Source organism: Nocardia sp. CA-084685, from assembly GCF_050955785.1.
Classification (GTDB): Bacteria; Actinomycetota; Actinomycetes; order Mycobacteriales; family Mycobacteriaceae; genus Nocardia.
Genome location: NZ_CP192094.1, coordinates 6,050,363 through 6,074,730, shown reverse-complemented (window position 1 = coordinate 6,074,730; position 24,368 = coordinate 6,050,363). Strand labels below are relative to the sequence as shown.

Annotated in this window: 22 protein-coding genes and 4 tRNA genes; 18 read left to right on the top strand and 8 right to left on the bottom strand. The window is 65.2% G+C overall.

Going from position 1 to position 24,368, the window contains the following annotated elements; translation table 11 throughout:
• Positions 1-84: 84 nt before the first annotated feature.
• The 4 genes from ACQP2U_RS27050 to ACQP2U_RS27035 all read right to left on the bottom strand — a co-directional run bounded on the left by ACQP2U_RS27050 (position 85) and on the right by ACQP2U_RS27035 (position 3,646).
• Entirely contained in the window at positions 85-792 is a 708-nt protein-coding gene (locus tag ACQP2U_RS27050; protein ID WP_433710038.1) for an alpha/beta fold hydrolase, read from the bottom strand.
• Positions 793-826: 34 nt separating this feature from the next.
• The gene (locus ACQP2U_RS27045; protein WP_433710037.1) at positions 827-1,792 is read right to left on the bottom strand and encodes an alpha/beta hydrolase; all 966 of its coding nucleotides are present in this window, start codon (positions 1,790-1,792) and stop codon (positions 827-829) included.
• Between the two features lie 27 nt (positions 1,793-1,819).
• A complete protein-coding gene (locus ACQP2U_RS27040) occupies positions 1,820-2,542 on the bottom strand; it encodes an alpha/beta fold hydrolase (protein ID WP_433710036.1) in 723 nt (240 codons plus the stop codon).
• Positions 2,543-2,635: 93 nt separating this feature from the next.
• Positions 2,636-3,646 (bottom strand): GlxA family transcriptional regulator, encoded by a 1,011-nt coding sequence (locus ACQP2U_RS27035; RefSeq protein ID WP_433710035.1) that lies wholly within the window; start codon positions 3,644-3,646, stop codon positions 2,636-2,638.
• 78 nt (positions 3,647-3,724) lie between these two features.
• Between ACQP2U_RS27035 and ACQP2U_RS27030 the strand changes: the two genes are divergently transcribed.
• Together ACQP2U_RS27030 and ACQP2U_RS27025 are read left to right on the top strand one after the other, a co-directional pair.
• Positions 3,725-4,327: a TetR/AcrR family transcriptional regulator gene (locus ACQP2U_RS27030; protein ID WP_433710034.1), complete on the top strand. Its 603-nt coding sequence runs from the start codon at positions 3,725-3,727 to the stop codon at positions 4,325-4,327.
• Positions 4,328-4,511: 184 nt separating this feature from the next.
• Positions 4,512-5,186 (top strand): phosphodiesterase, encoded by a 675-nt coding sequence (locus ACQP2U_RS27025; protein ID WP_433710033.1) that lies wholly within the window; start codon positions 4,512-4,514, stop codon positions 5,184-5,186.
• Positions 5,187-5,268: 82 nt separating this feature from the next.
• On the opposite strand, the gene ACQP2U_RS27020 is transcribed toward ACQP2U_RS27025, so the two are convergent.
• From ACQP2U_RS27020 to ACQP2U_RS27010, 3 genes are all read right to left on the bottom strand, one after another.
• A tRNA-Val gene (locus ACQP2U_RS27020) sits at positions 5,269-5,343 on the bottom strand.
• Position 5,344: 1 nt separating this feature from the next.
• Positions 5,345-5,415: transfer RNA gene (locus ACQP2U_RS27015), tRNA-Cys, on the bottom strand.
• 45 nt (positions 5,416-5,460) lie between these two features.
• Positions 5,461-5,533 (bottom strand) — tRNA-Gly (locus tag ACQP2U_RS27010).
• A 507-nt stretch (positions 5,534-6,040) separates the two neighbouring features.
• On the opposite strand from ACQP2U_RS27010, the gene ACQP2U_RS27005 reads away from it, so the two are divergent.
• The 13 genes from ACQP2U_RS27005 to pdxS all read left to right on the top strand — a co-directional run bounded on the left by ACQP2U_RS27005 (position 6,041) and on the right by pdxS (position 20,982).
• Positions 6,041-6,112 (top strand) — tRNA-Val (locus ACQP2U_RS27005).
• 356 nt (positions 6,113-6,468) lie between these two features.
• Entirely contained in the window at positions 6,469-8,733 is a 2,265-nt protein-coding gene (locus ACQP2U_RS27000) for a SulP family inorganic anion transporter (RefSeq protein ID WP_433710032.1), read from the top strand.
• 279 nt (positions 8,734-9,012) lie between these two features.
• The gene (locus tag ACQP2U_RS26995; RefSeq protein ID WP_433710031.1) at positions 9,013-11,268 is read left to right on the top strand and encodes a SulP family inorganic anion transporter; all 2,256 of its coding nucleotides are present in this window, start codon (positions 9,013-9,015) and stop codon (positions 11,266-11,268) included.
• 70 nt (positions 11,269-11,338) lie between these two features.
• Positions 11,339-11,764 (top strand): TIGR02611 family protein, encoded by a 426-nt coding sequence (locus tag ACQP2U_RS26990; protein WP_433710030.1) that lies wholly within the window; start codon positions 11,339-11,341, stop codon positions 11,762-11,764.
• Positions 11,761-12,423 (top strand): (2Fe-2S)-binding protein, encoded by a 663-nt coding sequence (locus tag ACQP2U_RS26985; protein WP_433710029.1) that lies wholly within the window; start codon positions 11,761-11,763, stop codon positions 12,421-12,423. Before ACQP2U_RS26990 ends, ACQP2U_RS26985 begins: the two co-directional genes overlap by 4 nt.
• A gap of 573 nt (positions 12,424-12,996) precedes the next feature.
• Complete coding sequence (gene thrS / locus ACQP2U_RS26980) at positions 12,997-15,048, top strand: threonine--tRNA ligase (RefSeq protein ID WP_397028584.1); 2,052 nt, start codon at positions 12,997-12,999, stop codon at positions 15,046-15,048.
• A complete protein-coding gene (locus ACQP2U_RS26975; protein ID WP_397028585.1) occupies positions 15,045-15,644 on the top strand; it encodes an HIT family protein in 600 nt (199 codons plus the stop codon). The genes thrS and ACQP2U_RS26975 overlap by 4 nt, the downstream gene beginning before the upstream one ends.
• Position 15,645: 1 nt before the next feature.
• Positions 15,646-16,329: a phosphatidylinositol phosphate synthase gene (gene pgsA / locus ACQP2U_RS26970; RefSeq protein WP_397028587.1), complete on the top strand. Its 684-nt coding sequence runs from the start codon at positions 15,646-15,648 to the stop codon at positions 16,327-16,329.
• Positions 16,326-17,324, top strand: a complete 999-nt coding sequence (locus ACQP2U_RS26965; RefSeq protein ID WP_433710028.1) for a phosphatidylinositol mannoside acyltransferase — start codon at positions 16,326-16,328, stop codon at positions 17,322-17,324. The genes pgsA and ACQP2U_RS26965 overlap by 4 nt, the downstream gene beginning before the upstream one ends.
• Positions 17,321-18,445 (top strand): glycosyltransferase family 4 protein, encoded by a 1,125-nt coding sequence (locus tag ACQP2U_RS26960; RefSeq protein ID WP_433710027.1) that lies wholly within the window; start codon positions 17,321-17,323, stop codon positions 18,443-18,445. The genes ACQP2U_RS26965 and ACQP2U_RS26960 overlap by 4 nt, the downstream gene beginning before the upstream one ends.
• Before the next feature lie 93 nt (positions 18,446-18,538).
• Positions 18,539-19,582: an NUDIX hydrolase gene (locus tag ACQP2U_RS26955; protein ID WP_397030169.1), complete on the top strand. Its 1,044-nt coding sequence runs from the start codon at positions 18,539-18,541 to the stop codon at positions 19,580-19,582.
• An 81-nt stretch (positions 19,583-19,663) separates the two neighbouring features.
• On the top strand, positions 19,664-19,861 hold the full coding sequence (locus ACQP2U_RS26950; protein WP_397028593.1) for a hypothetical protein: 198 nt from the start codon (positions 19,664-19,666) through the stop codon (positions 19,859-19,861).
• Positions 19,862-20,079: 218 nt separating this feature from the next.
• Complete coding sequence (gene pdxS, locus ACQP2U_RS26945) at positions 20,080-20,982, top strand: pyridoxal 5'-phosphate synthase lyase subunit PdxS (RefSeq protein ID WP_040692437.1); 903 nt, start codon at positions 20,080-20,082, stop codon at positions 20,980-20,982.
• Between the two features lie 436 nt (positions 20,983-21,418).
• Here the strand turns inward: pdxS and ACQP2U_RS26940 are convergent, their stop codons facing one another.
• Positions 21,419-22,045, bottom strand: a complete 627-nt coding sequence (locus ACQP2U_RS26940) for a hypothetical protein (protein ID WP_433710026.1) — start codon at positions 22,043-22,045, stop codon at positions 21,419-21,421.
• Positions 22,046-22,154: 109 nt separating this feature from the next.
• Between ACQP2U_RS26940 and ACQP2U_RS26935 the strand changes: the two genes are divergently transcribed.
• From ACQP2U_RS26935 to pdxT, 3 genes are all read left to right on the top strand, one after another.
• Positions 22,155-22,976, top strand: coding sequence for an acyl-CoA thioesterase (locus tag ACQP2U_RS26935; protein ID WP_433710025.1), 822 nt, complete (start codon positions 22,155-22,157; stop codon positions 22,974-22,976).
• A gap of 139 nt (positions 22,977-23,115) precedes the next feature.
• Entirely contained in the window at positions 23,116-23,352 is a 237-nt protein-coding gene (locus ACQP2U_RS26930) for a hypothetical protein (RefSeq protein ID WP_433710024.1), read from the top strand.
• A 333-nt stretch (positions 23,353-23,685) separates the two neighbouring features.
• A complete protein-coding gene (gene pdxT / locus ACQP2U_RS26925) occupies positions 23,686-24,336 on the top strand; it encodes a pyridoxal 5'-phosphate synthase glutaminase subunit PdxT (RefSeq protein WP_433710023.1) in 651 nt (216 codons plus the stop codon).
• The last annotated feature ends 32 nt before the right edge of the window (positions 24,337-24,368 follow it).

The window sequence follows — 24,368 nt, the reverse complement described above, 5'->3', positions numbered from 1 at the left end:
CGCCGAACCCGACCTGCCGACACCGCACCGACCCCATCCCGACTCGCGCCGCAATTCCCGCGGCGCGAGTCGGTTCGACGCGGACTAGCGCTCTACCGCCCGAAGGATCAGGTCGGCGACCGCCTGGGGCTCGGATACCGAAACCGCATGCGAGGCGGAGATTTCGACGGTGTCGGCCCCGGCGCGCTCGGCCATGAATCGCTGCACCTCGATGGGGATATTCTGATCATCGGTGGTCAGCAATGCGAACGTGGACACCGACTTCCACGCTGCCGCGGTAGCAGTCTGCTGCAGCGCGGCAAGGGCGACCGGTCGCTGCGTGGCGGCCATCAGTTCAGCTGTTGCCGCCGGGACGTCGGCGGCGAACTGCCGGTGGAACTGATCCTGGCGGATGTAGAGCTCGGTCCCCGTGCTGCCATCGGACAGCGGGTAACTCGCGGGACGGGTGTTCGGTCCCAAGGTGGAGCCGGGGTACTTGTCGGTCAGTTGTAGCGCGCTCTCGTTCTCGTCGGGAATGAACGCGGCAACGTAGACCAATGCGGTGACGTTGGCCTTCCCTTCGGCCGCCACGGTGATGACACTGCCACCGTAGGAGTGGCCGACGAGCACGCACGGGCCCTCGACGCTATCGACGACCGACGCGATGTAGGCCGCGTCGCTTTCGAGGCCGCGCAGCGGATTTGCGGCGGCGATCACGGAATGTCCTTGTGCGCGTAGACGTTCGATGACGCCGTTCCAACTGGAAGCATCGGCGAACGCGCCGTGGACGAGCACGATGGTTGCAGCGGTCATGGATTGCTCCTGATCTGTTTGCGGACGAGGTCGATCACGCTGTGTGCAGGGCGCCCTTGAGCGTCGCAATAGCCTGTGCGACAGCGGCTTTAGCGGCGTGGGTATCGTGCATCGCGTTCACCATGACGAAGTCGTGGATGATCCCCCCGTAACGCACCTGTGTCACCGGAACACCCGCCGCACGCAACTTGCCCGCGAAGGCTTCGCCCTCATCGCGCAACACATCTGCCTCGGCGGTGATGACCAGCGCGGGCGGCAGACCGCTCAACTGCTCTGTGCTGGCCCGCAGCGGTGACACGGTGATCTGCGCACGGTCTTCGGCGCTGGTGGTGTATTGCTCCCAGAACCACTGCATCCCGTCGCGAGTCAGGAAGTATCCCTCGGCGAACCGCTGGTACGAACCGGTGTCGAAGTTCGCGTCGGTCACCGGGTAGAACAGCACCTGCTGCGCGAACGAGAGGTCGCCGCGCTCCTTCGCCATGAGCGTCAGCGCGATGGCCATATTGCCGCCGACCGAATCACCCGCGACCGCGATCCGGGACGCGTCCAGGCCGTGCTCGGCACCGTCGGTCGTCACCCACTGGGCGACCCGGTAGGACTGCTCGTTGGCAACCGGATAACGCGCCTCCGGGGACCGATCGTATTCCGGGAAGACAACGGCCGCGCGCACCCCGACGGCGAGATCGCGCACGAGCCGGTCGTGGGTGTGTGCATCGCCGAAAACCCAACCCGCACCATGGGTGTAGATGATCACCGGCAACACCTCGGTGACCCCCTGTGGCTTGACGATGCGTGCCCGCACCGAGCCGGTCGGGCCGCCCTCGACGGTGACCCATTCCTCATCGATCTCGGGCTTGAAAATCGGCGAATCCTGCACCGAATCCACCGCCTTGCGGCCCTCCTCCGGGGCGAGCTGGTAGAGGAACGGCGGCTGGGACGTGGCGTCGACGAACTCCTGCGCCGCCTGCTCGAGCGAGATGCCCAACGGATTACCGGACATGGTGGTGCCTTTCTCTCGTGTTGTGGATCAGGACAATTCGGCGATCGCGCCGGTGATGACGGACGCGACCCGGTCCGGATGGGTCCGCATCACCAGGTGCGGTGCCTCGATCTCGACGACCGACCGCAGCCCGGCCCGTCGATAGCCGTAACGCTCGACGTCCGGATTGATGGTGCGGTCGGCGCTGGACACAATTCCCCAGCCCGGCTTGGTCTTCCATGCTGCGGCGGTGGCGGGCTCGCCGAACGCGGTCGCCGAAAGCGGACGCTGCGACACTGCGAGCACCCGCGCCTCCGCGGCTTCGACTCCGGCCGCGAAAATGGCCGGGAATGCGTCGATTTCGACGGATACATCGGTTCCGGTGGTTTCGCCGCCGACCGGATACGAGCTGTAGATCAGATGTGCCGCCAGCTCGGAATCCGGGAACTGGCCCTGCAGTTGGCCGAGGCTCTCGCCCTCCTCCAGCGCGTAACCGGAGACATAGACCAGACCGATGACATTCTCGGCCACACCCGCCACGGTGATGACCGCGCCGCCGTAGGAATGCCCGGCCAGCAGCACCGGCCCATCGATCTGTTCGACTACCGACCGGATGTACGCGGCGTCGGCGGACAGGCTGCGGTTGAACACGGGCGGCGCAACCACCCGGTGGCCCTGGTCCAGCAGCCGCTGGGTGACCGGTGACCAACTCGACCCATCGGCGAAGGCGCCGTGCACGAGTACAACGGTCGGGGGTGATGCGAGGGACATCGCGGTCCTTTCTGATCTGACGCTGTGGCCCTGAGCAGTTTCCGCTGCCTCCTCTCACCCGCGCCCCCCTGCACCGGCCGCAAATGCCCCCGATCAGGACACGGCCGCCGCGAACTCGGTGCCCATGGTCGATCCGGTTGTTCGGAAACGCTGCTGATACTTGCGCGGCGAAATGCCGAGCCGCGCCACGAACGCCCGCCGCAATGCCTCGCTACTGCCGTATCCGGCGGACATCGCCGCCTCGGTCACGCTGTATCCGGCGTGCAACATATCCCGGGCCACACCGAACCTGATGAATGCTACGTACTCGGCGGGCGAACGTTCGAGTTCCGTGCGGAACAGCCGGGTCAGGTGCCGGACACTGACGCGCGCGTGTTCGGCGAGGCTTTGCACGGTATGCGGGAACGCGGGATCGGCGCAGATCAGATCGACGACCCCGCGCAGCAGTGGACTGCGTGGTGCAGGTCCGCTCAGTAATGCCGAGAACTGCGACTGTCCACCGGCGCGCTGCATGTACACCACCAGAGACTGTGCCACCCGTCGAGCGACATCGGCACCATGATCCTCCTCGACCAGCGCCAGCGCGAGATCCACACCGGCCGCGACGCCCGCCGAACTGTAGAGGTTGCCGTCGCGCACAAAAATCGCATCCGGTTCCACCAGTACCGACGGAAACCGACGCGCGAGGTCGGCGGTGAATTTCCAATGTGTGGTCGCCCGCCTGCCGTCGAGTAGTCCGAGTTGGGCCAGCACGAACGCGCCGCTGCAGATCGAGGCCATCCGTCGGGTACGCCACGACAGGTGCCGTGCCGCGGCCAAAACCTCGGGCGTCGCGAACTTATCCACGGGCAATTCGCTGCCCGGAATCACAACCGTGTCGAAGCGACCGGCATCGGCCGCCGCGCAGCTCACCTGCGTGCGCGCACCGATCGAGGTGTGCACGTCCCGCCCGTCGGCCGAAACGAGCACCACCTCATAACCTGTCACCGACTGATTCGCCTCGACGAATACCTCTGCCGGACCGACGAAATCGAGCATCTTGACGCCGTCGAAAACCAGCACACCGACCCGCCTGCGGGCGGTACCACCGAAACTTGCGGACATGTCAACCAGTATTATGGAGGAACGCCTCCAGAACAAATGAGGTGCTCGACATCACGGCTCGATTGGTACGGTGAGCGAATGGGACGGCCACGACAGTTCGATGAATCGAACCTGCTCGACGCCGCGACGGAACTGTTCTGGTCGAAGGGTTTCGACGAAACATCGGTGGAGGACGTGTCCCGCGCGACCGGCGTCGGGAACGGCAGCATCTACGCCGCTTACGGCAATAAACGCGGCCTGTTCCTCACCGCCTTCGAGCGCTACTGCGAACGCCGGGCTCGCTTCGTCCGCGAGGTCGTCACATCCGCTTCCGGCCCGCCGAGCATCGCCGTCCGCGCCCTGTTCCAGGCGGTCATCGATGACTGCGCCGCCTACCCCGACCGCCGCGGTTGCCTCATGATCAACAGCATCGCCCAACTCGGCACCCGCATCCCCGAAGTCGCCACCATCGGCGCCCGCACAACCACCGCCATGGAAGAAAGCGTCGCCGATCGCCTACGAACCGCCCGCCCGGAAGTTGATCGGGCCACCCTCTCCGCCCTCAGCGCTCACATCATCGTCATCTCCCAGGGTCTGATCCAATTGAGCCGCTTAGGAATCACCTCCGCCCGCCTCCAGGAAATCGCTGAGGTGTCGAGCGCCGCTCTGCCATCCCCTTGGACCGACCATTTGGTCCATTGACATCGGTCATGCGTTCGAGGAGCCGCTGAGGTCGCGCTGCTGTCGTCATCGGTCGAGCGTCGTTCGACGGCGCGGTATTCGATCGTTGCCGTTGGGGCCATCGCCACCTGGATCGCTTACCGTTTATCCGGCTACGTGCGGGGCAACCGGGAGACAACACGTCGTCTACCTCGGAGGGCTCGCCATGGTCGATTTATCTGCCGCAGTCGTGCGAAGCGCGTTCGCAGCCGGGGCCAAGCTCCGGCATGCGCGGGTCCTCCATCCTGACGGACTGCACCTGTCGGGTAGGCTGCACGCCGAATACCAGTTCGAGAACCTGTTCGGCAGCGGTGAACGGGCCGTCATCGCCCGTATGTCGAAGGGCACCGGGCTACCGGGGGCCGTGCCGGATGTGCTCGGGTTCGCCTTTCGCGTCCTGGATCGTGACGACAGGCCATGGGACTTCGCCCTTGCGACCACGGGCCGCAGCACGGTCGGTCGGTTCGTGATCACCGTCGCTACCGGCTGGGCCCGCGCCAGGTACGGCAGCCTGATGCCGTACCGTTTCGGCGATTCGACGCCTACCTGGGTATTCGCCGAACCCGATGCGGCACAACCGAAATCGGCATCCATCGAAGCACTCGAAGAATACCTGGGCGAACACGAGGTACATCTCGATCTGATCGGCAGCCCCATCGGCGGCCCGACCACCAAACTCGCTGAGATCAATCTGCGTTTGGCCGAGGGTGAGCACCGGACCGACTATTTCGACCCGATGATCAATCATCCCGGCGAGGTCGAGATGGTGCCGAAAGTAATCCGACAGCTACGCGAGGTGGCATATGCGGGTAGCCGCCAAGGGCGTGGCGAGGCACCGTGACGCGTCCCAGCTTCCGCAAGGCCGGGGTTGGGCACAAACAAAATCAGACCCGGTGAAAACCGGGTCTGACCTGGAGAAACGGTGGTGCGCGATACTGGGATTGAACCAGTGACCTCTTCCGTGTCAGGGAAGCGCTCTCCCGCTGAGCTAATCGCGCGAGGTGGAGACGGGAATCGAACCCGTGTGCACGGCTTTGCAGGCCGTTGCCTCACCACTCGGCCACTCCACCGTGCGAAGGGGGAAGGCTTTAACTATTGCCTGGCCCTACTCCTCGAGCGGATGACGGGATTCGAACCCGCGACCCTCACCTTGGCAAGGTGATGCGCTACCAGCTGCGCTACATCCGCATTTGCATCTCCGGCAGCCTTGCGGCCCTCCGTGGTGCGAGACAGAACATTAGCCGACGTTCGGCGCAACCTACAAATCCGCTGGTAGAACGGCGCGAAGTTGAATTACATGAGTGTCATTCGCGGGGTTCGATAAGACGCATCGCGGGGTGAAGGCGCTCGGAGCGACCGAGTCGCGCTTCGCTCGGGCGCATCGGGCGGGAATAGTGGCATAGCGGTATCGCACTCGTTGGCACGAGGCCGCCAGACGGGATCGAAGCTGAACTCCGCGCACTCGGATGCCATAGCCCCGCGAAGTGCGCTGGGTGATCCCGTTCCATGCATGTGCGCAGCCCCTCCGGGATCAGCTGCACTCCTTGGTAATTCACGATCCGACGCCAACAACAGTCACAATGTTCGACGGCTGATCGCCCGTGTGGGGGTGGCGATTTGGTGGGACGCCGGTAGTGCGTGCTAAGGTTCCATCTCGTTCGAACGGCTGCTCCCCCGCCGCTCGAACGTCGATTCGGTCCCATAGCTCAGTGGGAGAGCGTCCGCCTCACACGCGGAAGGTCGCTGGTTCGAAACCAGCTGGGACCACTCATCAACCAGGTCGGTGCACCATGTGGTGCCCGGCCTTTTTCTTGTCGGCGCAACGTCCGCCCCATCTCCGGCTGCCCCTCACAGGGGATCGCCGCTGCCGTGCTGTGACTTGGGTCACATTTTGATAGCGGTTAGCCACATCTGCACCATAAATCTTTCCAAACGCTTTGCGAAGTCTTTACTATTGCGTCTGACCTTCGCGCCATGGGGTCACTGCTCCACGAAGTGCTCCAGCGGAGCACAGGTAGCACCCAGCGTTCTCCAGAAAGCTTCGCCCGCCGCTCGCTTTCGATGCCAGTAGATGTTCGACCGATGAACCGATCGGCTCCAAGCCGTTTCGGCGAAGGAGAGTAATGTCCACCGACACCGATCCCGTAACACGGACGTCGCCGCTTCGCGCAAGTCTTCCAGCAAGTCTCGCCGCCGTCGGCCGCCACGACCTACCCGCTTCTGTCGTGGTTTTCCTTGTCGCACTACCACTTTCACTCGGCATCGCGGTCGCCTCGGGCGCGCCGGTTGCCGCCGGACTCATCGCCGCCGTGGTCGGCGGTGTCGTCGCCGGCCTACTAGGTGGCTCGGCCGTACAGGTCAGCGGGCCGACGGCCAGTCTCACCGTCGTCGTCGCCGAGAGCGTGCACCAATTCGGTTGGGCCGCTACCTGTTTCATCACCATTGGTGCGGGCCTATTGCAGATCATGTTCGGGCTCAGTCGCGTTGCGCGTGGCGCACTCGCCATCGCGCCGGTGGTGGTCCATGCGATGCTCGCCGGTATCGGCGTCATCATCGCGCTACAGCAGGTCCATATTCTGCTCGGCGGCAACTCGCTGAGTTCGTCCTACGCCAGCCTCATCCAGCTGCCGCATCAGCTGATGTCGGTGCACCGCGGCGATCTGTTCGTCGGTCTGGTGGTGATCGTCATCCTGACCGGCTGGAAGTTCGTTCCGCCCACGATCCGCGTCGTACCTGGCCCGCTTGTTGCCGTGGTGGTCGCCACACTCCTGTCGCTGGTACTGCCGACCCATGTCGAGCGCGTCGTGCTGAACGGGTCGCTGCTCGATTCGATTGGTTTGCCCGCGATCCCGTCCGGCGGTTGGTTCGCCGTGGCGATGGCGATGGTGACGATCGCGCTGATCGCCAGCGTGGAGAGCCTGCTCTCGGCGGTCGCGGTGGACAAGACGCGGCCCGGCCATCGAACCAATTTCGATCGCGAGCTGATCGGGCAGGGCTCGGCCAATGTGGTGTCGGGTCTGCTCGGTGGTCTGCCGATCGCGGCCGTGATCGTGCGCAGCATTACCAATGCCAACGCCGGGGCGCGGACCAGGGCTGCGACGGTACTGCACGGCGTGTGGATCCTGCTGTTCGCCGTCGCGCTGGCCGGGCTGGTACAGCAGATTCCCAAGGCGGCCCTGGCGGGGCTGCTCATCCTGATCGGTGTTCAACTGGTGAAGTTGGCCCATATCCGGTTGGCCCGGCGCAACGGCGACCTGTTCGTCTACGTGGTCACGGTGCTGGGTGTGGTGTTCCTGAACCTGTTGCAGGGCATGGTGATCGGGCTCGGACTCGCCTTCGGCCTGCTGCTGTGGCGGGTGGTGCGGGTGGCCATCCACGCCGAACCGGTGCCCGATGCCCGCCGCTGGCTGGTCACCATCGACGGCACCTGCACCTTCCTCGCGCTGCCCAAGCTGACCGCCGAACTCGCGAAGGTCCCCGCCGAGGTCGACGTGACCATCGAGATGACGGTCGACTTCCTCGATCACGCTTCCTGCGAACTGATCACCGACTGGGCCGGTCTGCGTCGAGCTGGCGGCAGCACAGTCGATTTCGTCGAACTCGGCAGCGCGCGAATGGCGACGGCGGTTGCTGGTCCGCCGGAGCGTGGGCGCTCGCGTCAGGTCATCGATGAGGTCATCGGGCCGTGGCGGCGGACGGGAAATCGGGCGGATCCGATCGCGGCCGGTATCGCCGCCTATCATCGCGGCAATGCCCATTTGATGCGCCCCCATTTGCATGGATTGCGCAACCGGCCCGACGCCGATACCTTCTTCCTGACCTGCGCCGATGCCCGTATCGTTCCGAATGTCATCACCAATAGCGGGCCGGGCGATCTGTTCACCGTTCGCAACGTGGGCAATCTGGTCCCGGCTGGTGGCAGTGATGTCTCGGTGGAGGCCGCGCTGATCTACGCGCTGGAGAAGCTGGATGTGCGGGCCGTGGTGGTCTGCGGGCACTCCGGTTGCGGCGCGATGGAGGCACTGCATCGAGAGGTGCGCAGCGGATCGGGGCTCGGCGACTGGCTCGCCTACGCGCGGCCCAGCCTGGACCGATTCCGGCTCGGGCATCCGGTCGCGGCTGCCGCGGAATTCGCCGGATTCGGCACGGTCGACCAGCTCGGCATGGTGAATGTGGCGGTGCAACTGGAGCGGTTGCATGCCCATCCCGTGGTCCGGCGCGGGATAGCGGAGCGGGGCGTGGTGGTGTCCGGACTGTTCTTCGATCTCGCGACCGCCCGCGTCATCGAGGTGACGATGGACGGCATCGCCGAGTTCGACGACGAGTTGACGGTAGCGGCGTTCGATGAGTTGGTCGAGGTGCGGGGGGTGGCAGCCGAGCCCGTCTAGTCGCGTGCTGTCGGGCCGAATAATGCGGCCCGACAGGCCAACTCGGTACGCATGTGTCGCGTTTCACACCGATTCGGAGGTATGGATTCGAGCACTTTTACCGACTTCTCAGGCTTTGCTAAGTCTTTACCAATAGCCTTGATGCGATTTACCTCTCGATCCATCGCTGTGTCGGGAACTGCTTCACCGCGAGATGCCGGTTCGCGGTCTGTGCCCTGCTGGACATTTTGATCGTCAACCGACCTCGGCGTTCGCGCCGAGTCGGCGAAGGAGAAGTCAATGGCTATTGATAGCGCTGTAGCCGCACCACCGTTACCGCCCACTGAACAGGGCAAGGGCCATCGCAGTTCCGAACCTCTGTCCGATCGACTGACATCGATTCTGCGCCACGATCTGCCGTCCTCCATCGTGGTCTTCCTGGTCGCGTTGCCGCTGTCCCTCGGCATCGCCGTCGCATCCGGCGCACCCGTCGCCGCCGGACTCATCGCCGCCGTTATCGGCGGCATCGTCGCGGGCACGCTCGGCGGTTCGATGCTGCAGGTCAGCGGACCCGCCGCGGGCCTGACCGTTGTCGTTGCCGAGTCCATCAATCAATTCGGTTGGCGTACAACGACATTCATTGTTGTCGTGGCCGGTGTGCTGCAAATCCTATTCGGGCTCAGCCGGATTGCGCGGGCCGCATTGGCCGTCGCACCGGTGGTGGTGCACGCGATGCTCGCGGGCATCGGCATAACCATTGCGCTGCAACAGGTTCACGTGCTGCTCGGTGGGGCTTCGCGCAGTTCCGCCTGGAACAACATCACCCAGTTGCCGTCGCAGTTGTTGTCGCTGCACGGTGATGACGCCATCATCGGCGCGGTTGTCATCGCGATCATGCTCGGCTGGCGCCGGGTGCCAGCCAAGGTGCGGGTGGTGCCGGGACCGCTGGTGGCGGTCTTGGTCGGCACGGTGATGTCGCTGGTGCTGCCGTTCGAGGCCGAGCGAATCGTGTTGAACGGCTCGCTGTTCGATGCCATCGGACTACCGCAGATACCCAGCGGCGACTGGTCCGCGGTGGCGCTGATGATTCTGACCATCGCGCTCATCGCCAGCGTCGAGAGCTTGCTGTCGGCGGTGGCCGTGGACAAGATGCACACCGGTAAGCGAACCAATTTCGACCGCGAGCTGATCGGTCAGGGCTCGGCCAATGTGCTCTCGGGTCTACTGGGTGGTCTGCCGGTCACCGGTGTGATCGTGCGCAGTGCCACCAATGTGCAGGCGGGTGCGCGCAGCCGCGCATCGGCCGTGCTGCACGGCTTCTGGATTCTCCTGTTCTCGGTCGTCCTCGCTGGGGTAGTGCAGCAGATTCCGAAGTCCGCGCTCGCGGGTCTGCTGATCGTCATCGGTATCCAGCTGGTCAAGCTGGCCCACATCAAGATGGCCAGGCGTACCGGCGATCTGCTCATCTATGCCGTCACCATCGTCAGCGTGGTCTTCCTGAATCTGCTGGAAGGCGTGATCATCGGTCTGGCACTGGCTTTCGGACTGCTGTTGTGGCGTGTCGTTCGAGTTGCCGTGGCGGCCAAGGCGATTTCGGGCTCGCAGCGCTGGCTACTCACGATCGACGGTTCCTGCACCTTTCTCGCACTGCCGAAGCTGTCCGCGGAGTTCGCGAAAGTACCGGCAGGCGCGGACGTTACCGTCGAGATGACGGTCGACTTCCTCGACCATGCCGCCTTCGAGGCCATCGAGGACTGGGTGCGTCAGCAGGAAAGTGGTGGCGGCACAGTGGATTTCGTGGAAATCGGCAGTGCGCGAATGGCGCACGCGACCGCCGGTCCCCCCGCCCGCGGGTTCGGGCGCGCGGTGCTCGACGAAATCCTCGGCCCATGGCGCGGAGATAACGAGAATGCCGACCGGGTGACCTCGGGTGTCGCCGCTTACCACCGCAGCCACGCCCATGTAATGCGGCCGCATCTGGACGAGCTGCGTGACCGTCAGGATCCAGATACCTTCTTCCTGACCTGCGCTGATTCCCGGGTGGTTCCGAACGTCATCACCAACAGCGGTCCCGGTGACATGTTCACCGTGCGCAATGTGGGCAATCTGGTGCCGGACAGCGGCGACGCGTCGGTGGAGGCCGCACTGGTCTTCGCACTCAATGAATTGAACGTGCGGTCCATCGTGGTGTGTGGCCATTCGTCCTGCGGTGCGATGAAGGCGCTGCACTCCGGCACCGACGATGGACCGGGGATCGGGCCGTGGCTCGCCCATGCGCATCCGAGCCTGGAGCGGTTCCGGGTCGGACACCCGGTGGCGCAGGCGGCCGCGGCCGCCGGATTCGGCGAAGTCGACCAGCTGAGCATGGTAAATGTTGCCGTGCAGTTGGAGACGCTGCACCGCCATCCCGCGGTGCGCGCGGCGATGGCCGAGCGTGATGTGACGGTATCGGGGCTCTTCTTCGATATCGCCAGCGCACGTGTCGTCGAGGTGACCGTGAACGGCCTGGCCCATATCGATGACACCGGTGCGCGCATAGCACCGGAACTCGTCTGAGCCGATGACAGCTGGACCCGCCCGGGCCTGGTCGGGCGGGTCCAGGCAAGTCGCTCGTAGGCTGGTGGAGATGAGTGTCGAGTTGGAGTCCGAACCCACGCGCACCGGATGGCGTGCCTTCCGCGCCCGGCTGGGCGCGCGGCCTACGCTGAACCTCGCCTACCGAATCGGGGTCGCGGTGGTCGGTCTTGCGGTACTGGGCCTCGGAATCCTGGCGATTCCCTATCCCGGACCCGGCTGGGCGATCGTTTTCGCCGGACTTGGCATTCTCGCCACCGAATTCGCCTGGGCGCGCCGGGTGCTCGGCTGGCTGCGTGACAAGTATCGGCAGGGTATGGCGTGGTACTCCGCACGAGGCCCGGCCATGCGGGTGTTCGCGGCAATGGCGACCTTCGCGCTGGTCCTCGCGACACTGTGGGTGTTGGGAACATTCGGGTTGGTCGGCGGCTGGATCGGAGTCGAATGGCAGTGGTTGCGCAGTCCCCTGAAGTGGTGAACACGGTCCCCGGCCGCACCCTGACCGAACCGGACTGGCTGTCGGCGCGCATCGCGGAAATGGGCCGCTCCTGGGGCGCCATCGAACCGCGCGTCTCGGGCACGCTCTGGTGGTGCATGGTCGCCTCGGCACTGGTCGAACAGCTCGCTTGCGCCTACGCGAACGACAAACCCGCGCCGGAGCCGTTCTTGGACAACCTCGACTGCGTGGTGCGCCCGGACGGCGGCATAGAACGCGTCCATATCCATGCGGTCGCAGGTCGAGGCGCGCTGGGGGACAGCGGTGCGCCGCAGGAGAGCGACGCCGCGCTGGGACATGCCTGCGCGGAGGCGTTGCGGGAGACTTTGGCGGCCGTAATCGGCCCCGTAGCGGCGGCCTCTGGTGCGGGAGTGCCGTCACTGTGGGCGATTGCCGCCGATGCCATCGGGAACCGGGCCCTCGATGCGGGGAATCCCGAAGCTGGGGCGCGGCTTGCCAGCCAAGTCGGAGGGAAACTGCCGGTTCCCCGGTTCGTGGACGTCGACGGGCGCACCTTTGTCCGCCGGATATCGTGCTGCCTGGTCTTCGAGGTGCCCGGCTGCGAAATGTGCACCAGTTGCCCGAAGCGGCCGTCCGCTGAACGCACGACGCTCCTGGCTCGGCTCGCCGCCGAAAGCTGATCGCCCGCAAGGCTTTCGGTGTCCCACATGAAACTCGGTGAGTCCGGCCCGGGTGTGGCAGAAATCGCCGGTTCGGCCCGACTACGAACGCGTCGACGCGCTGCCGGGAACACAGCATCCAAAACCGAACCGCGTGCGCGGCTATGGCAGACAGAATCAGCGCTGGATTGGTCCCGGCATGCGCGACCGTGCGAAGCCGGGCTGCTCGCGCGAACTCGGCGGCAATCACCGGAGCGGCCCGAATGTGCATGATCAGCGCGATCCCTCCGAGCCCACGGCCGCGGGCCCCGGCGTCGGATCCGAACGAGACCGGGTCCGCGCAGCCGCCGAGCGCCCCGCATCGAACCGGCGGCGGTCGGATGGCCGAACCGACTGCCCGATGTCACGTTCTGGTCTCGCGCAACCGCAGCGGCCGAACCGCGAGGCGGCGATCCGAGTCCATCGACGCGGGGCCGTCGTGGTGCCGATAGCATGGTCGCGCCGGAGCAAATCGCCTCCGACGATGACCCGTGGGCAACCGCCCGCACCAACGCGGGAACACGCCCGCCAGCCAACGCCAAGGAGTCTCTCGCCGTGACCACCTCAGCACCTATCACCCCTGTCGCCCTCGTTCGGGTGCCGGCCGGGACGACGGCGGGTGCCGCGGTGCGCGAGGCGGGGTTGCCGACGAAGGGGCCGGACACCATCGTCGTGGTTCGCGATGCGGAGGGGCTCAAGGACCTGTCCTGGACGCCGGATACCGATGTCGAGGTCGAGGCGGTCGCCGCCAATACCGAGGACGGCCGCAGCGTGATCCGGCATTCGGCCGCGCATGTGCTGGCCCAGGCCGTGCAGCAGGAGTTCCCGGACGCCAAACTCGGCATCGGGCCGCCGATCAAGGACGGCTTCTACTACGACTTCCAGGTCGAGCGGCCGTTCACCCCCGAGGATCTGGTCAAGCTGGAATCCCGGATGAAGAAGATCGTCAAAGGCGCGCAGCGGTTTTCGCGCAGGGTCGTAGCGATCGATGAGGCGCAGAGCGAACTGGCCAAGGAGCCGTTCAAACTCGAGCTGATCAGCGATAAGTCCGGTATCGACGATCCGGAGGTCATGGAGGTCGGCGGTAAAGAGCTGACCATCTACGACAACCTGGACCCCCGCACCGGTGAAAAGGTCTGGGGCGATCTGTGTCGCGGCCCGCACATCCCGACCACCAAATTCATCCCCGCCTTCAAGCTGACCCGTAGCTCCGCCGCCTACTGGCGCGGCGACCAGAACCGCGAGGATCTGCAACGCATCTACGGCACCGCCTGGGAATCGCAGGAGGCCCTCGACGAGCATCTGCACCTGCTCGACGAGGCCGAGCGCCGCGACCACCGCAAACTCGGTCTGGAGCTGGACCTGTTCAGCTTCCCGGATGAACTCGGCTCCGGCCTGCCGGTCTTCCACCCCAAGGGCGGCATCATCCGCAAAGAGCTCGAGGAATACTCGCGCCGTCGCCACGTCGCCGCGGGCTATGAATTCGTCAATACGCCGCACATCACCAAGGGCCATCTGTTCGAGGTCTCCGGTCACCTGGACTGGTACAAGGACGGCATGTTCCCGGCCATGCACCTGGACGCCGAACTCAACGAGGACGGCACCGTCCGCAAGCCCGGCCAGGACTACTACGTCAAGCCGATGAACTGCCCGATGCACAATCTGATCTTCCGCTCGCGTGGCCGGTCCTATCGAGAACTGCCGCTGCGGATGTTCGAATTCGGCTCGGTCTACCGCTATGAGAAGTCCGGTGTCGTGCACGGCCTGACCCGGGTGCGCGGCATGACCCAGGACGATGCGCACATCTACTGCACCAAGGAGCAGATGCACGCCGAGCTGACCAGCACGCTGCAATTCGTGCTCGGGCTGCTCGCCGACTACGGCCTCGACGACTTCTACCTCGAACTGTCCACCAAGGATCCGAAGAAGTTCGTCGGCTCCGACGAGATGTGGGAGGAGGCCACCGAGACCCTGCGCAAGGTGGCCACCGACTCCGGACTGGAACTGGTCCCGGATCCGGGCGGCGCCGCCTTCTACGGGCCGAAGATCTCGGTGCAGGCCAAGGATGCGCTCGGTCGCACCTGGCAGATGTCGACCATCCAGCTCGACTTCAACCTGCCCGAGCGCTTCAACCTGGAATACACCGCCTCCGACGGCACCAAGCAACGGCCGGTAATGATCCACCGCGCCCTTTTCGGTTCCATCGAACGTTTCTTCGGCGTGCTCACCGAGCATTACGCGGGCGCCTTTCCCGCTTGGCTCTCACCGGTTCAGGTTGTCGGTATCCCAGTTGCGGAAACCTTTGCGCCGCATCTGGATTCGGTCATCGAACAGCTGCAGGACGCGGGCATCCGCGCGCAGGTCGATCGCAGCGATGACCGGATGCAGAAGAAGATCTTCAACAACACCGCGCAGAAGATCCCGTTCATGCTGCTCGCCGGTGAGCGCGATGTGAACGCGGGCGCGGTCAGCTTCCGCTTCCGCGACGGCACCCAGGTCAACGGCGTCCCGGTCGCCGCCGCAGTGGCCACGATCGTGGAATGGATCGCGAACCGGGAGAACGCCTCGCCGACCGCCGATGGTTTTGTGGTGAAGGGCGGAGCATGACTGAGCGCACGGTGCCGGACGGGCTCGCGGATTTGAACGCGGACTCGGACGAGCACGGCAGCATCGTGGATACCGGGGCGGGTGAGCCGGATCGGCTGCAGCGGCTGTGGACTCCGTACCGGATGTCCTATATCGCCGAGGCGGCCACCTCCAATCCGAAAGACACCACGGGCCATCCGTTTACGGATATCCCGAAGATGTCGGATGAGGACGGTCTTGTCATCGCTCGCGGCGAGCACGTCTACGCGGTACTGAATCTCTACCCGTACAACCCGGGGCACATGATGGTGGTGCCCTACCGCAAGGTGGCCAACCTCGAGGATCTGACGCTCGAGGAGAGCGCCGAACTGATGTCTTTCACCCAGCAGGCGATTCGGGTGATGAAGCGGGTCTCGCGACCGCACGGTTTCAATGTCGGACTGAATCTCGGTGGGGTGGCCGGTGGTTCACTCGCCGATCACCTGCATCAGCACATCGTGCCGCGCTGGGGCGGGGATGCCAACTTCATTACCGTCGTCGGCGGTGTGAAGGTCATGCCGCAGTTGTTGCGGGAAACTCGGGCGCTGCTATCGGCGGCGTGGAAGGAAGTCGAGTAGGGTGCTCAGCTTCTTCGGCCGCGAGACGTTCTCCAAAGCGACTGCGCCGCTGGGCAGAGCGCTTGTCAGCACCGGACTCACTCCCGACGCGATGACGGTGGTCGGCACCGTCGCCTCGATCACGGCCGCGGTCACCCTGTTCCCGACCGGACATCTGTTCTGGGGAACCATGGTGATCTGGCTGTTCGTCATGTTCGACATGCTCGACGGCGCCATGGCAAGAGCGCGTGGCGGCGGTACGAAATACGGTGCGGTACTGGACGCGACCTGTGACCGGGTCGCCGACGGCGCCATTTTCGCCGGGTTGGCCTGGTGGGCGGTGTATCACGAGAACAGTAAGCCGCTATTCCTGGCGACACTGGTGGTTCTGGTTACGTCCCAGGTGATCTCGTACGCGAAAGCGCGTGCGGAGGCGAGTGGACTATCCGCGGACGGTGGACTCATCGAGCGGCCGGATCGGCTGATCATCGTTTTGGTCGGCGCGGGATTCACCGGTATCGGTGGGTATTGGGGGATCGAATGGCTGACCTGGGCCGTACACGTGGCGATGTGGATTCTGGCGGTGTTGAGCATTATCACGGTGTTCCAGCGGGTATTGGCGGTCCGGAATTCGCCCGGCGCGCGGGACGTGATTCCGCCGGCGCCGCCGCAGAATCCGGCCGACGCGACGGAGTTGCCCTCGTGAGTTCGCAGTCCGAAGGCGTCGGCTCGCGGATCAAGTCGAGACTGACGGATTGGGCCTATGCGGCAGGTTGGCGGGGTGTGCGCGCGCTGCCTGAATCGACGGCGCGGCGGGTGTTCGATTGGGGTGGCAATTGGGTCGCGGACAAGGCGAATCGAGCCTTCCGTGCCGGTGGTGAACCCAATCAGTTGCGGCGCAATCTCGCTCGCGTGCTCGGTGTGACTCCGGGCGAGGTGCCCGATGAGCTGATCCGAGCCAGCATGCGTTCGTATGCCCGCTACTGGCGCGAAGCCTTCCGGCTGCCCACGATGGATCACTCGGCACTGATCGGTTCGTCGGTGGAGGGTGTGGAGAATCTGGATGCCGCATTGGCGCGGGGACGCGGTGTGGTGTTGGCACTGCCGCACTCGGGGAACTGGGATGCGGCCGGGGTCTGGCTGGTCAGCCACAGCGGTACCCTCGCCACCGTCGCCGAACGGCTGAAGCCGGAATCGTTGTTCGAACGGTTCGTCGCCTACCGGGAGAGTTTGAATTTCGAGGTATTTCCGCTGACCGGTGGTCAGCAGCCGCCGTTCGCGGCGCTGGCCGCTCGGCTGCGCGCGAACAATGTCGTATGCCTGATGGGCGAGCGCGACCTGACGGGTAAGGGTGTGCCGGTGACCATGTTCGGCGAGCGCACCTGGCTGCCCGCGGGTGCGGCGAAACTGGCCATCGGGACCGGTGCCGCGCTGATCCCGGTGCACCTCTGGTTCACCGTCGATGCCGACGGTCGCGAGGGTTGGGGGATGAAGACCGAAGCACCACTGGATGTTTCGGGTGGCATCGCGGCGACCACCCAGGCGCTGGCCGACCGGTTCGCGGCCAATATCGCCGAGCACCCGGCCGATTGGCACATGTTGCAGCCACAATGGGAGCAGGACCTCTCGGCGCAGCGGCGAGCCAGAATCGCCGCGGCGCAAGCCGGGATGGATGGCGCCCAAGGGGAGAAGACACCATGAAAATCGGCATGGTCTGCCCCTATTCGTTCGATGTCCCCGGCGGTGTGCAGGCCCATGTCGTGGAATTGGCGCGGGTATTCATCGAACGCGGCCACAAGGTGAGCGTGCTCGCACCCGCATCCGAGGACACGCCGCTGCCGGATTTCGTGGTGTCGGCCGGTCGCGCGGTGGCGATTCCGTACAACGGTTCGGTGGCCCGGTTGTCCTTCGGGCCCATGGCCTACACCAGGATTCGGCGCTGGATCGATGGCAACGACTTCGACGTGCTGCACCTCCACGAACCGAACGCGCCGAGCCTGTCCATGCTCGCGCTGAAGATCGCCGAGGGGCCGATCGTGGCTACCTTCCACACCTCGACCACCAAATCGTTGGTGCTGAGCACCTTTCAGGGTGTGCTGCGGCCCTATCACGAGAAGATCAGCGGCCGGATCGCGGTCTCCGAATTGGCGCGGCGCTGGCAGGTGGAGGCGCTCGGTTCGGATGCGGTGGAGATCCCCAACGGTGTCGATGTGCCCGCCTTCGCGCGGGCCCCGATGCTGCCCGGATATCCGCGTACGGGCGGGACGGTGCTGTTCCTCGGGCGCTATGACGAACCGCGCAAGGGGATGGAAGTCCTGCTCGGCGCGCTGCCCGCATTGGTGCGCGGACATCCGGATGTCGAGATCCTCATCGTGGGGCGTGGTGACGAGGATCGACTGCGCCGCGAGGCCGGGCCGCTCGCTCGCCACCTGCGCTTCCTGGGCCAGGTATCGGACGAGGACAAGGCCTCGGCGATGCGCAGCGCGGATGTGTACGTCGCGCCGAATCTGGGTGGGGAGAGTTTCGGCATCATTCTGATCGAGGCGATGGCAGCCGGAACCGCCGTGGTGGCAAGCGAATTGGACGCCTTCCGTCGGGTATTGCGCGACGGCACCGCGGGAATGCTGGTCCCGGTGGGGGATTCGGCTCGGCTCGCCGCGGCGCTGGACGCCCTGCTCACCGATGAGGTGCGCCGCGAAGCCCTGATCCATACCGCCAATCAGGTAGTCGGCGAATACGACTGGCCGGTGGTCGCCGAACAGATCCTGCGGGTGTACGAGACTGTCACCGTGGGTGATACGCGAGTGCGAGCCGCCGGATGATCCTCTCGTGACCGCGTCATTCGCGACCATGGATCATGTTCGGGCGGATGCGCCGGTCGTTGTCGGCGATAGCAAGGTGAGGGCTGTTCGATGATTACCTTTTCCGCGACAACGGTACTCGTACTAGCGCTCATCGCGGCGGTGGTCGTCGCGATCGGTCTATGGGCGGCTTCGACGGCGAACCGGCTCGACCGGCTGCACGTGCGGTCGGATCAGTCCTGGCAGGCACTCGACGGTGCACTGGCACGGCGGGCGGTGGTGGCCAGGTCGGTCGCAGTGGCCATTGCCGGGCCGAGCGCCGATTCCGCACTCGTCGAGCACGCCAAACGGCTGACCACACTGGCCGATCGGGCCGAGCGTGCGGGCCGCGCCGACCGCGAAACCATCGAAAATCAGCTTTCCGCAGCACTTTCCACGATCGATATCGCCCAGTTACGCCCACAGCAGGTCGCCGAACTCGCCGATGCCGAGGCCCGGGTGCTCATCGCGCGCCGCTTCCACAACGACGCGGTCCGCGACACCCTTGCGCTGCGTACCCGCCGCCCTGTCCGCATTCTGCACCTTGGCGGTACCGCGCCGCTCCCGACGTACTTCGAGATCAGCGAACGCGCCACCCCGGCGGCCGCGACCGGCCTGGACGTCGATACCGTGCGCACCTCGGCGCGCGTGGTGCTGCTCGACGAACAGGACCGCGTACTGCTCATGCGCGGCAACGACCCGAAAACCCCCGACGTCTCCTTCTGGTTCACGATCGGCGGCGGTGTGGAACCGGGGGAGACCTTGCGCAGTGCCGCGGTGCGCGAGCTGTGGGAGGAGACTGGATACACCGCGGATCCGACCAGTCTGCGCGGTCCCATGTGGCGGCGGGTGGCGGTATTCCCGTTCGACGGCGAACTCATCCGCGCCGAGGAACTGTTCTTCGCGTTGCGCGTCCGCGCCTTCGATCCCAAACCGGGCAATCTGACCGCGGTTGAGCGACGCAGCATCACCGACAACAAATGGTGCACCGGGTCGGACATCGTCGCCTTGGACCACACCGGCGAAACCGTCTACCCCTACCACTTGGACCAGCTGCTTCCCGAAGCTGCCGCGGCTGCGTCGGGTGATTCCGATCCCGAGGTGCGGTCTATCCGGTGAGCGCCACGCCCGCGATCGGCGTGCGCGCCTGGATCTTTCGGCTGTGATGTGTTTCACGATCGTGATAGCGTCGCGACTGGATTGCCGCCGCCCTGGGTAGTGCTGCTGGGGGAGCGCTACCTGGAATTCTGGTGGTACTTCCACTGCAGTGAGAAGGTCCGTTGGCGTGTGGAAGGTAAGCAGTACATGTCCTACCTGTTGTTCGATTTCCTGTTGCCATTGTTGGGTTCCGACGCCGCGGGGTATTGGGCCCAGTTGCTGGTAGTCGGCCCGCTCTAGTTCTTGTCGGGTATTCGTCGGGGCGGCGCAAGACTTGCGTCGGCCCGACGGATCCGGCTCGTGACCGGGTCCAGTGGCCGCGGACCGGATGCAGACTCGCTGGTCGGGGCAAGGCCAGTGCTGTGCAACTGGCTATCAAGTGGCCTGATCGGTCCGCCTAGAATCGGTGGCGTTAGTTCCAAGCGACCCGATTGGCGCACATGACTCAGGAGTTTGCCGTGACCACGCCCGAGACCACCAACACCATCGGCACCGCCCGCGTGAAGCGCGGGATGGCCGAGATGCTCAAGGGCGGGGTGATCATGGATGTCGTCACCCCCGAGCAGGCCAAGATCGCCGAGGACGCCGGCGCGGTCGCGGTGATGGCCCTGGAGCGTGTTCCGGCCGATATCCGTGCCCAGGGCGGCGTTTCCCGGATGAGCGATCCGGACATGATCGACGGCATCATCTCCGCCGTCTCCATTCCGGTCATGGCCAAGGCGCGTATCGGCCACTTCGTGGAGGCACAGATCCTGCAGAGCCTCGGCGTCGACTACATCGACGAATCCGAGGTGCTGACCCCCGCCGACTACGCCAACCACATCGACAAGTGGAACTTCACCGTGCCGTTCGTATGCGGTGCCACCAATCTGGGTGAGGCGCTGCGCCGGATCACCGAGGGCGCGGCCATGATTCGCTCGAAGGGTGAGGCGGGCACCGGTGACGTCTCCAATGCCACCACCCACATGCGCAAGATTCGCGCCGAGATCCGCAAGCTGTCGTCGCTGCCCGAGGACGAGCTGTTCGTCGCCGCGAAGGAACTGCAGGCGCCGTACGAGCTGGTTCGCGAGGTCGCCCAGACCGGCAAGCTGCCGGTGGTGCTGTTCACCGCGGGCGGTATCGCCACCCCCGCAGATGCGGCGATGATGATGCAGCTCGGCGCCGAGGGCGTCTTCGTCGGCTCTGGCATCTTCAAGTCCGGTAACCCGGCGGAACGCGCCGCGGCCATCGTCAAGGCGACCACTTTCTACGACGACCCGGATGTGCTGGCGAAGGTCTCGCGCGGTCTGGGCGAGGCCATGGTCGGCATCAATGTCGAGGAACTGCCGGTCGATCACCGGCTGGCCGAGCGCGGTTGGTGAGCCTGCGCTACCGCTGAACCGAATCGACGCCCGCGGCAGAGGGATTGATCCACTGCCGTGGGCGTTGCTCGTCCTGCCCGATGGGCAGAAGCTGTCGCGGCCTTCACCGTTGTCTTATGCCCGCCACAGAGCTGGTGGCTAGCTTTGGGTTCGTGCACGTCGGCGGCCGTGCGGGCAGTTCGCGCGGCACCGTCGGGGGCGCGGACCTCGCGCCTCGCTGTGTCTCAGATCGCAAATACCCACAGCTTCTTACGAATTCGCATCCTGTGGAGGGAACGAATACTGGAGAGCGGTTCGGGGCGCCTGAGGATTGATTCATATCGATACGCAGATATGCGCATTCAACTATGTCTTCGAGATAAATACAAAAGTGACTGTCTCCCAAAACAAATCGCAAAGGAGGGGAGAGGCGGCCAGGGTCTGGGATGGGGCACGACTACCGACGAGCGGTGTCGTCTATGCGGAGTGCCGGACGATCCGGGTGGTCCCATCGGATGAAAAATGTTGGGGCGCTGGAATTGTCGCGGTCATGGTGTAGAAGGGCGGGGATGGTCCACAGGTCGTCGGCTGGGGTTCGTCGGCGCAGGGCCGGTTCGGACATGTCGAGGTGGACGGTGAGATCGAAGGCGAGGCCGCGGCCCAACAGCATGGGACCCGCGACGAACAGGACGGTGTCGGTGACCGCGGTGCGGATGGGGGAGCGGGCCGAGCGGTCGCGGGCTTCGTTCCACAGTGCGGGGAGCCACCGGGCATCGCGGCGTAGCGCCTGGATGACTTCGCGGTCGAGTGCGGCGTAGTCGAACCAGGCGGTGCGATAAGACATTTCGTCGGTGCGGCCGAATTCCATACGAAGCGAGGCCGGGCGAATGTAATCGTGCAGGGCGACGACCTCGGCGGTGCGTCCGGTGTCGCGCAGTGCGGTGGCGATGCCGTGCGCCATCGTATCGGGCTCGGCCGCGTCGGCGCCGTCGATGGCGACCAGCGCCCGCTCGCCGAGCTCGCGGACGCGGACGACGATGAGTTCGACTAGTCCGTCCTGGGTGATCGGATCGAAATGCGGCACCGATCCATTCCATCAAATAATGCCGTGCACCACATTCTGGGTGGCGGGCGCGGCCATTGCCGAGAGGTCACCATCGGGCCGCATCGGCGCTCGGGTTAATCTCGGCCCCATGGCGACAATCGAAGAGGCGCTGGAGATCGAGCGGCTCGAGCGGGACATCTTCCGTGGCGCATCCACCAAGACCCAGCTCGTACGCACATTCGGCGGACAGGTTGCCGGCCAGGCGCTGGTATCGGCGGTACGGACGGTGGAGCCACGGTTTCAGGTGCATTCGCTGCACGGATATTTCCTGCGGCCGGGCAATCCGGAGGAGCGGACGGTGTACCTGGTGGAGCGCATTCGCGACGGCCGGTCCTTCTGCACCCGCCGGGTCACCGGCGTACAGGACGGCGCCGCGATATTCACCATGTCGGCGTCGTTCCACGTCGGTGACTCGGGTCCGCAACACCAAGACGAGATGCCGCAGGTGCAGGGGCCGGATGAGCTGCCCGATGCCAGCATCACGATGACTCCCGAGCGGCTATGGGCGATGCGCGAATGGGAGCACTGGGATATCCGCACCGTGCCGCAGGATGTGGTGACCCGCCGTGACGGCGTCGTCTCCCCGCAGCAGGTGTGGTTCCGCTACCGGCATGCGCTACCGCATGACCCAGTCGTGCACGTCTGCACTCTCGCCTACATGAGCGATATGACCCTGCTCGGTTCCTCCAAGGTCACTCATCCGGACGAACCGACTCAGAACGCCTCGCTCGACCACGCCATGTGGTTCCTGCGCCCCTTCCGCGCCGACGAGTGGCTGCTCTACGACCAGTCCTCCCCGTCCGCGGGCTTCGGTCGCGCACTGACCGGCGGCAAGATTTTCAACCGCGAGGGCCAGTTGGTTGCCGCGGTTGTGCAAGAGGGCTTGATTCGCACCTTACGCGGGGAGTGAGCGCCGAAACGCTCAGTTTTCCCAGTGACGTGAAATGCCGAACGGTCTGTATTTTATTCGGGTAGCTCGTAGACTGCCGCGCAAAGAAGTCGCCGACCAGGAACGACGGTTTCGATGCGTCAAGAATGGAGGCAGGAATGTGGCTGTCGGAAGCTTTACCTACCAGAACGGATCGGGCTATTCGGACCGGATCGATAATCCGGACGAGTACCGCACTTACAACATAGCGATCGGCCGGGGAGCGGTGGACAACCAGACGAACGCGACGGTCTGGCTGTACGCGCGCGGCGACGGTCAAGGGGATTCGATCTATGTCAATCCGGGCGCCAGCACCTACGTGAGCACCGGCTACCAGAGCTGCAAATTCACCAGCTGACCCCGGCCGGATGATCCGGGTCCGACACCTCGCCCGTCTGCAGCGTGCGTAGCTAGTCGACCACCTGGCTAGTCCCACTGACCTGCGCTAATGCCGTAGTCCCGGCCGTGGCGGCGCTGTTCGGTTGCTGTGTTGTGCTCGGACCAGCGCAACGCGCAGGTGGCGGACCACGGTGTGGATCCCAGGGATGCGCGTTCGAGTTCGTCACGGCGGTGACTGGCAGCATCCGGTCCCTGGCCGATCGGTACCTCGATCTCGGCGATGACAACGACGTTGCGCCGTCCGGCGAAGCCGTGAGCAGGGCCACAGCGTCGCGCCTCGTAAGCTCGTGGCGTGAACGCATCGGTCGCCTCGCCCGCAACAGGCGCGCAGCACAGTCCCGACCGGCCCACCATCGGCGTGCTGGCCTTGCAGGGGGACGTGCGCGAACATGTCGCCGCACTCGCGGAATGCGGTGCGCACCCCGTGCTGGTGCGTCGCGCCTCCGAACTGGCCGCGGTGGATGCGCTGGTGCTGCCCGGTGGCGAATCGACCGCGATCAGCAAGCTGCTCGAGGTCTTCGAACTCCTGGAGCCGGTGCGTGCGCGGCTGCGGGAAGGTATGCCCGCCTTCGGATCCTGCGCCGGGATGATCCTGCTGGCCTCCGAAGTGCTCGACACCCGCCCGGATGCCAAGCATCTGTCCGGTATCGATATGACGGTGCGGCGCAATGCTTTCGGTCGCCAGGTCGACTCGTTCGAGACCGATCTGGACTTCGCCGGTCTGAGCGACGGTCCGGTGCGCGCGGTGTTCATCCGGGCGCCGTGGGTGGAGCGGGTCGGCGCGGGTGTCGAGGTGCTCGCGACGGTTCCCAGTGGTCCGGCCGCCGGGCGCATTGTCGCGGTGCGGCAGGGGAAGGTGGTCGCGACGTCGTTCCATCCGGAGGTCACCGGCGATTTGCGGGTACACCGGATGTTCGTCGATCTGGTTCGCGACGGCGAGTAGTCGCCCACAGGAATGCGACGTAACCGGACGAG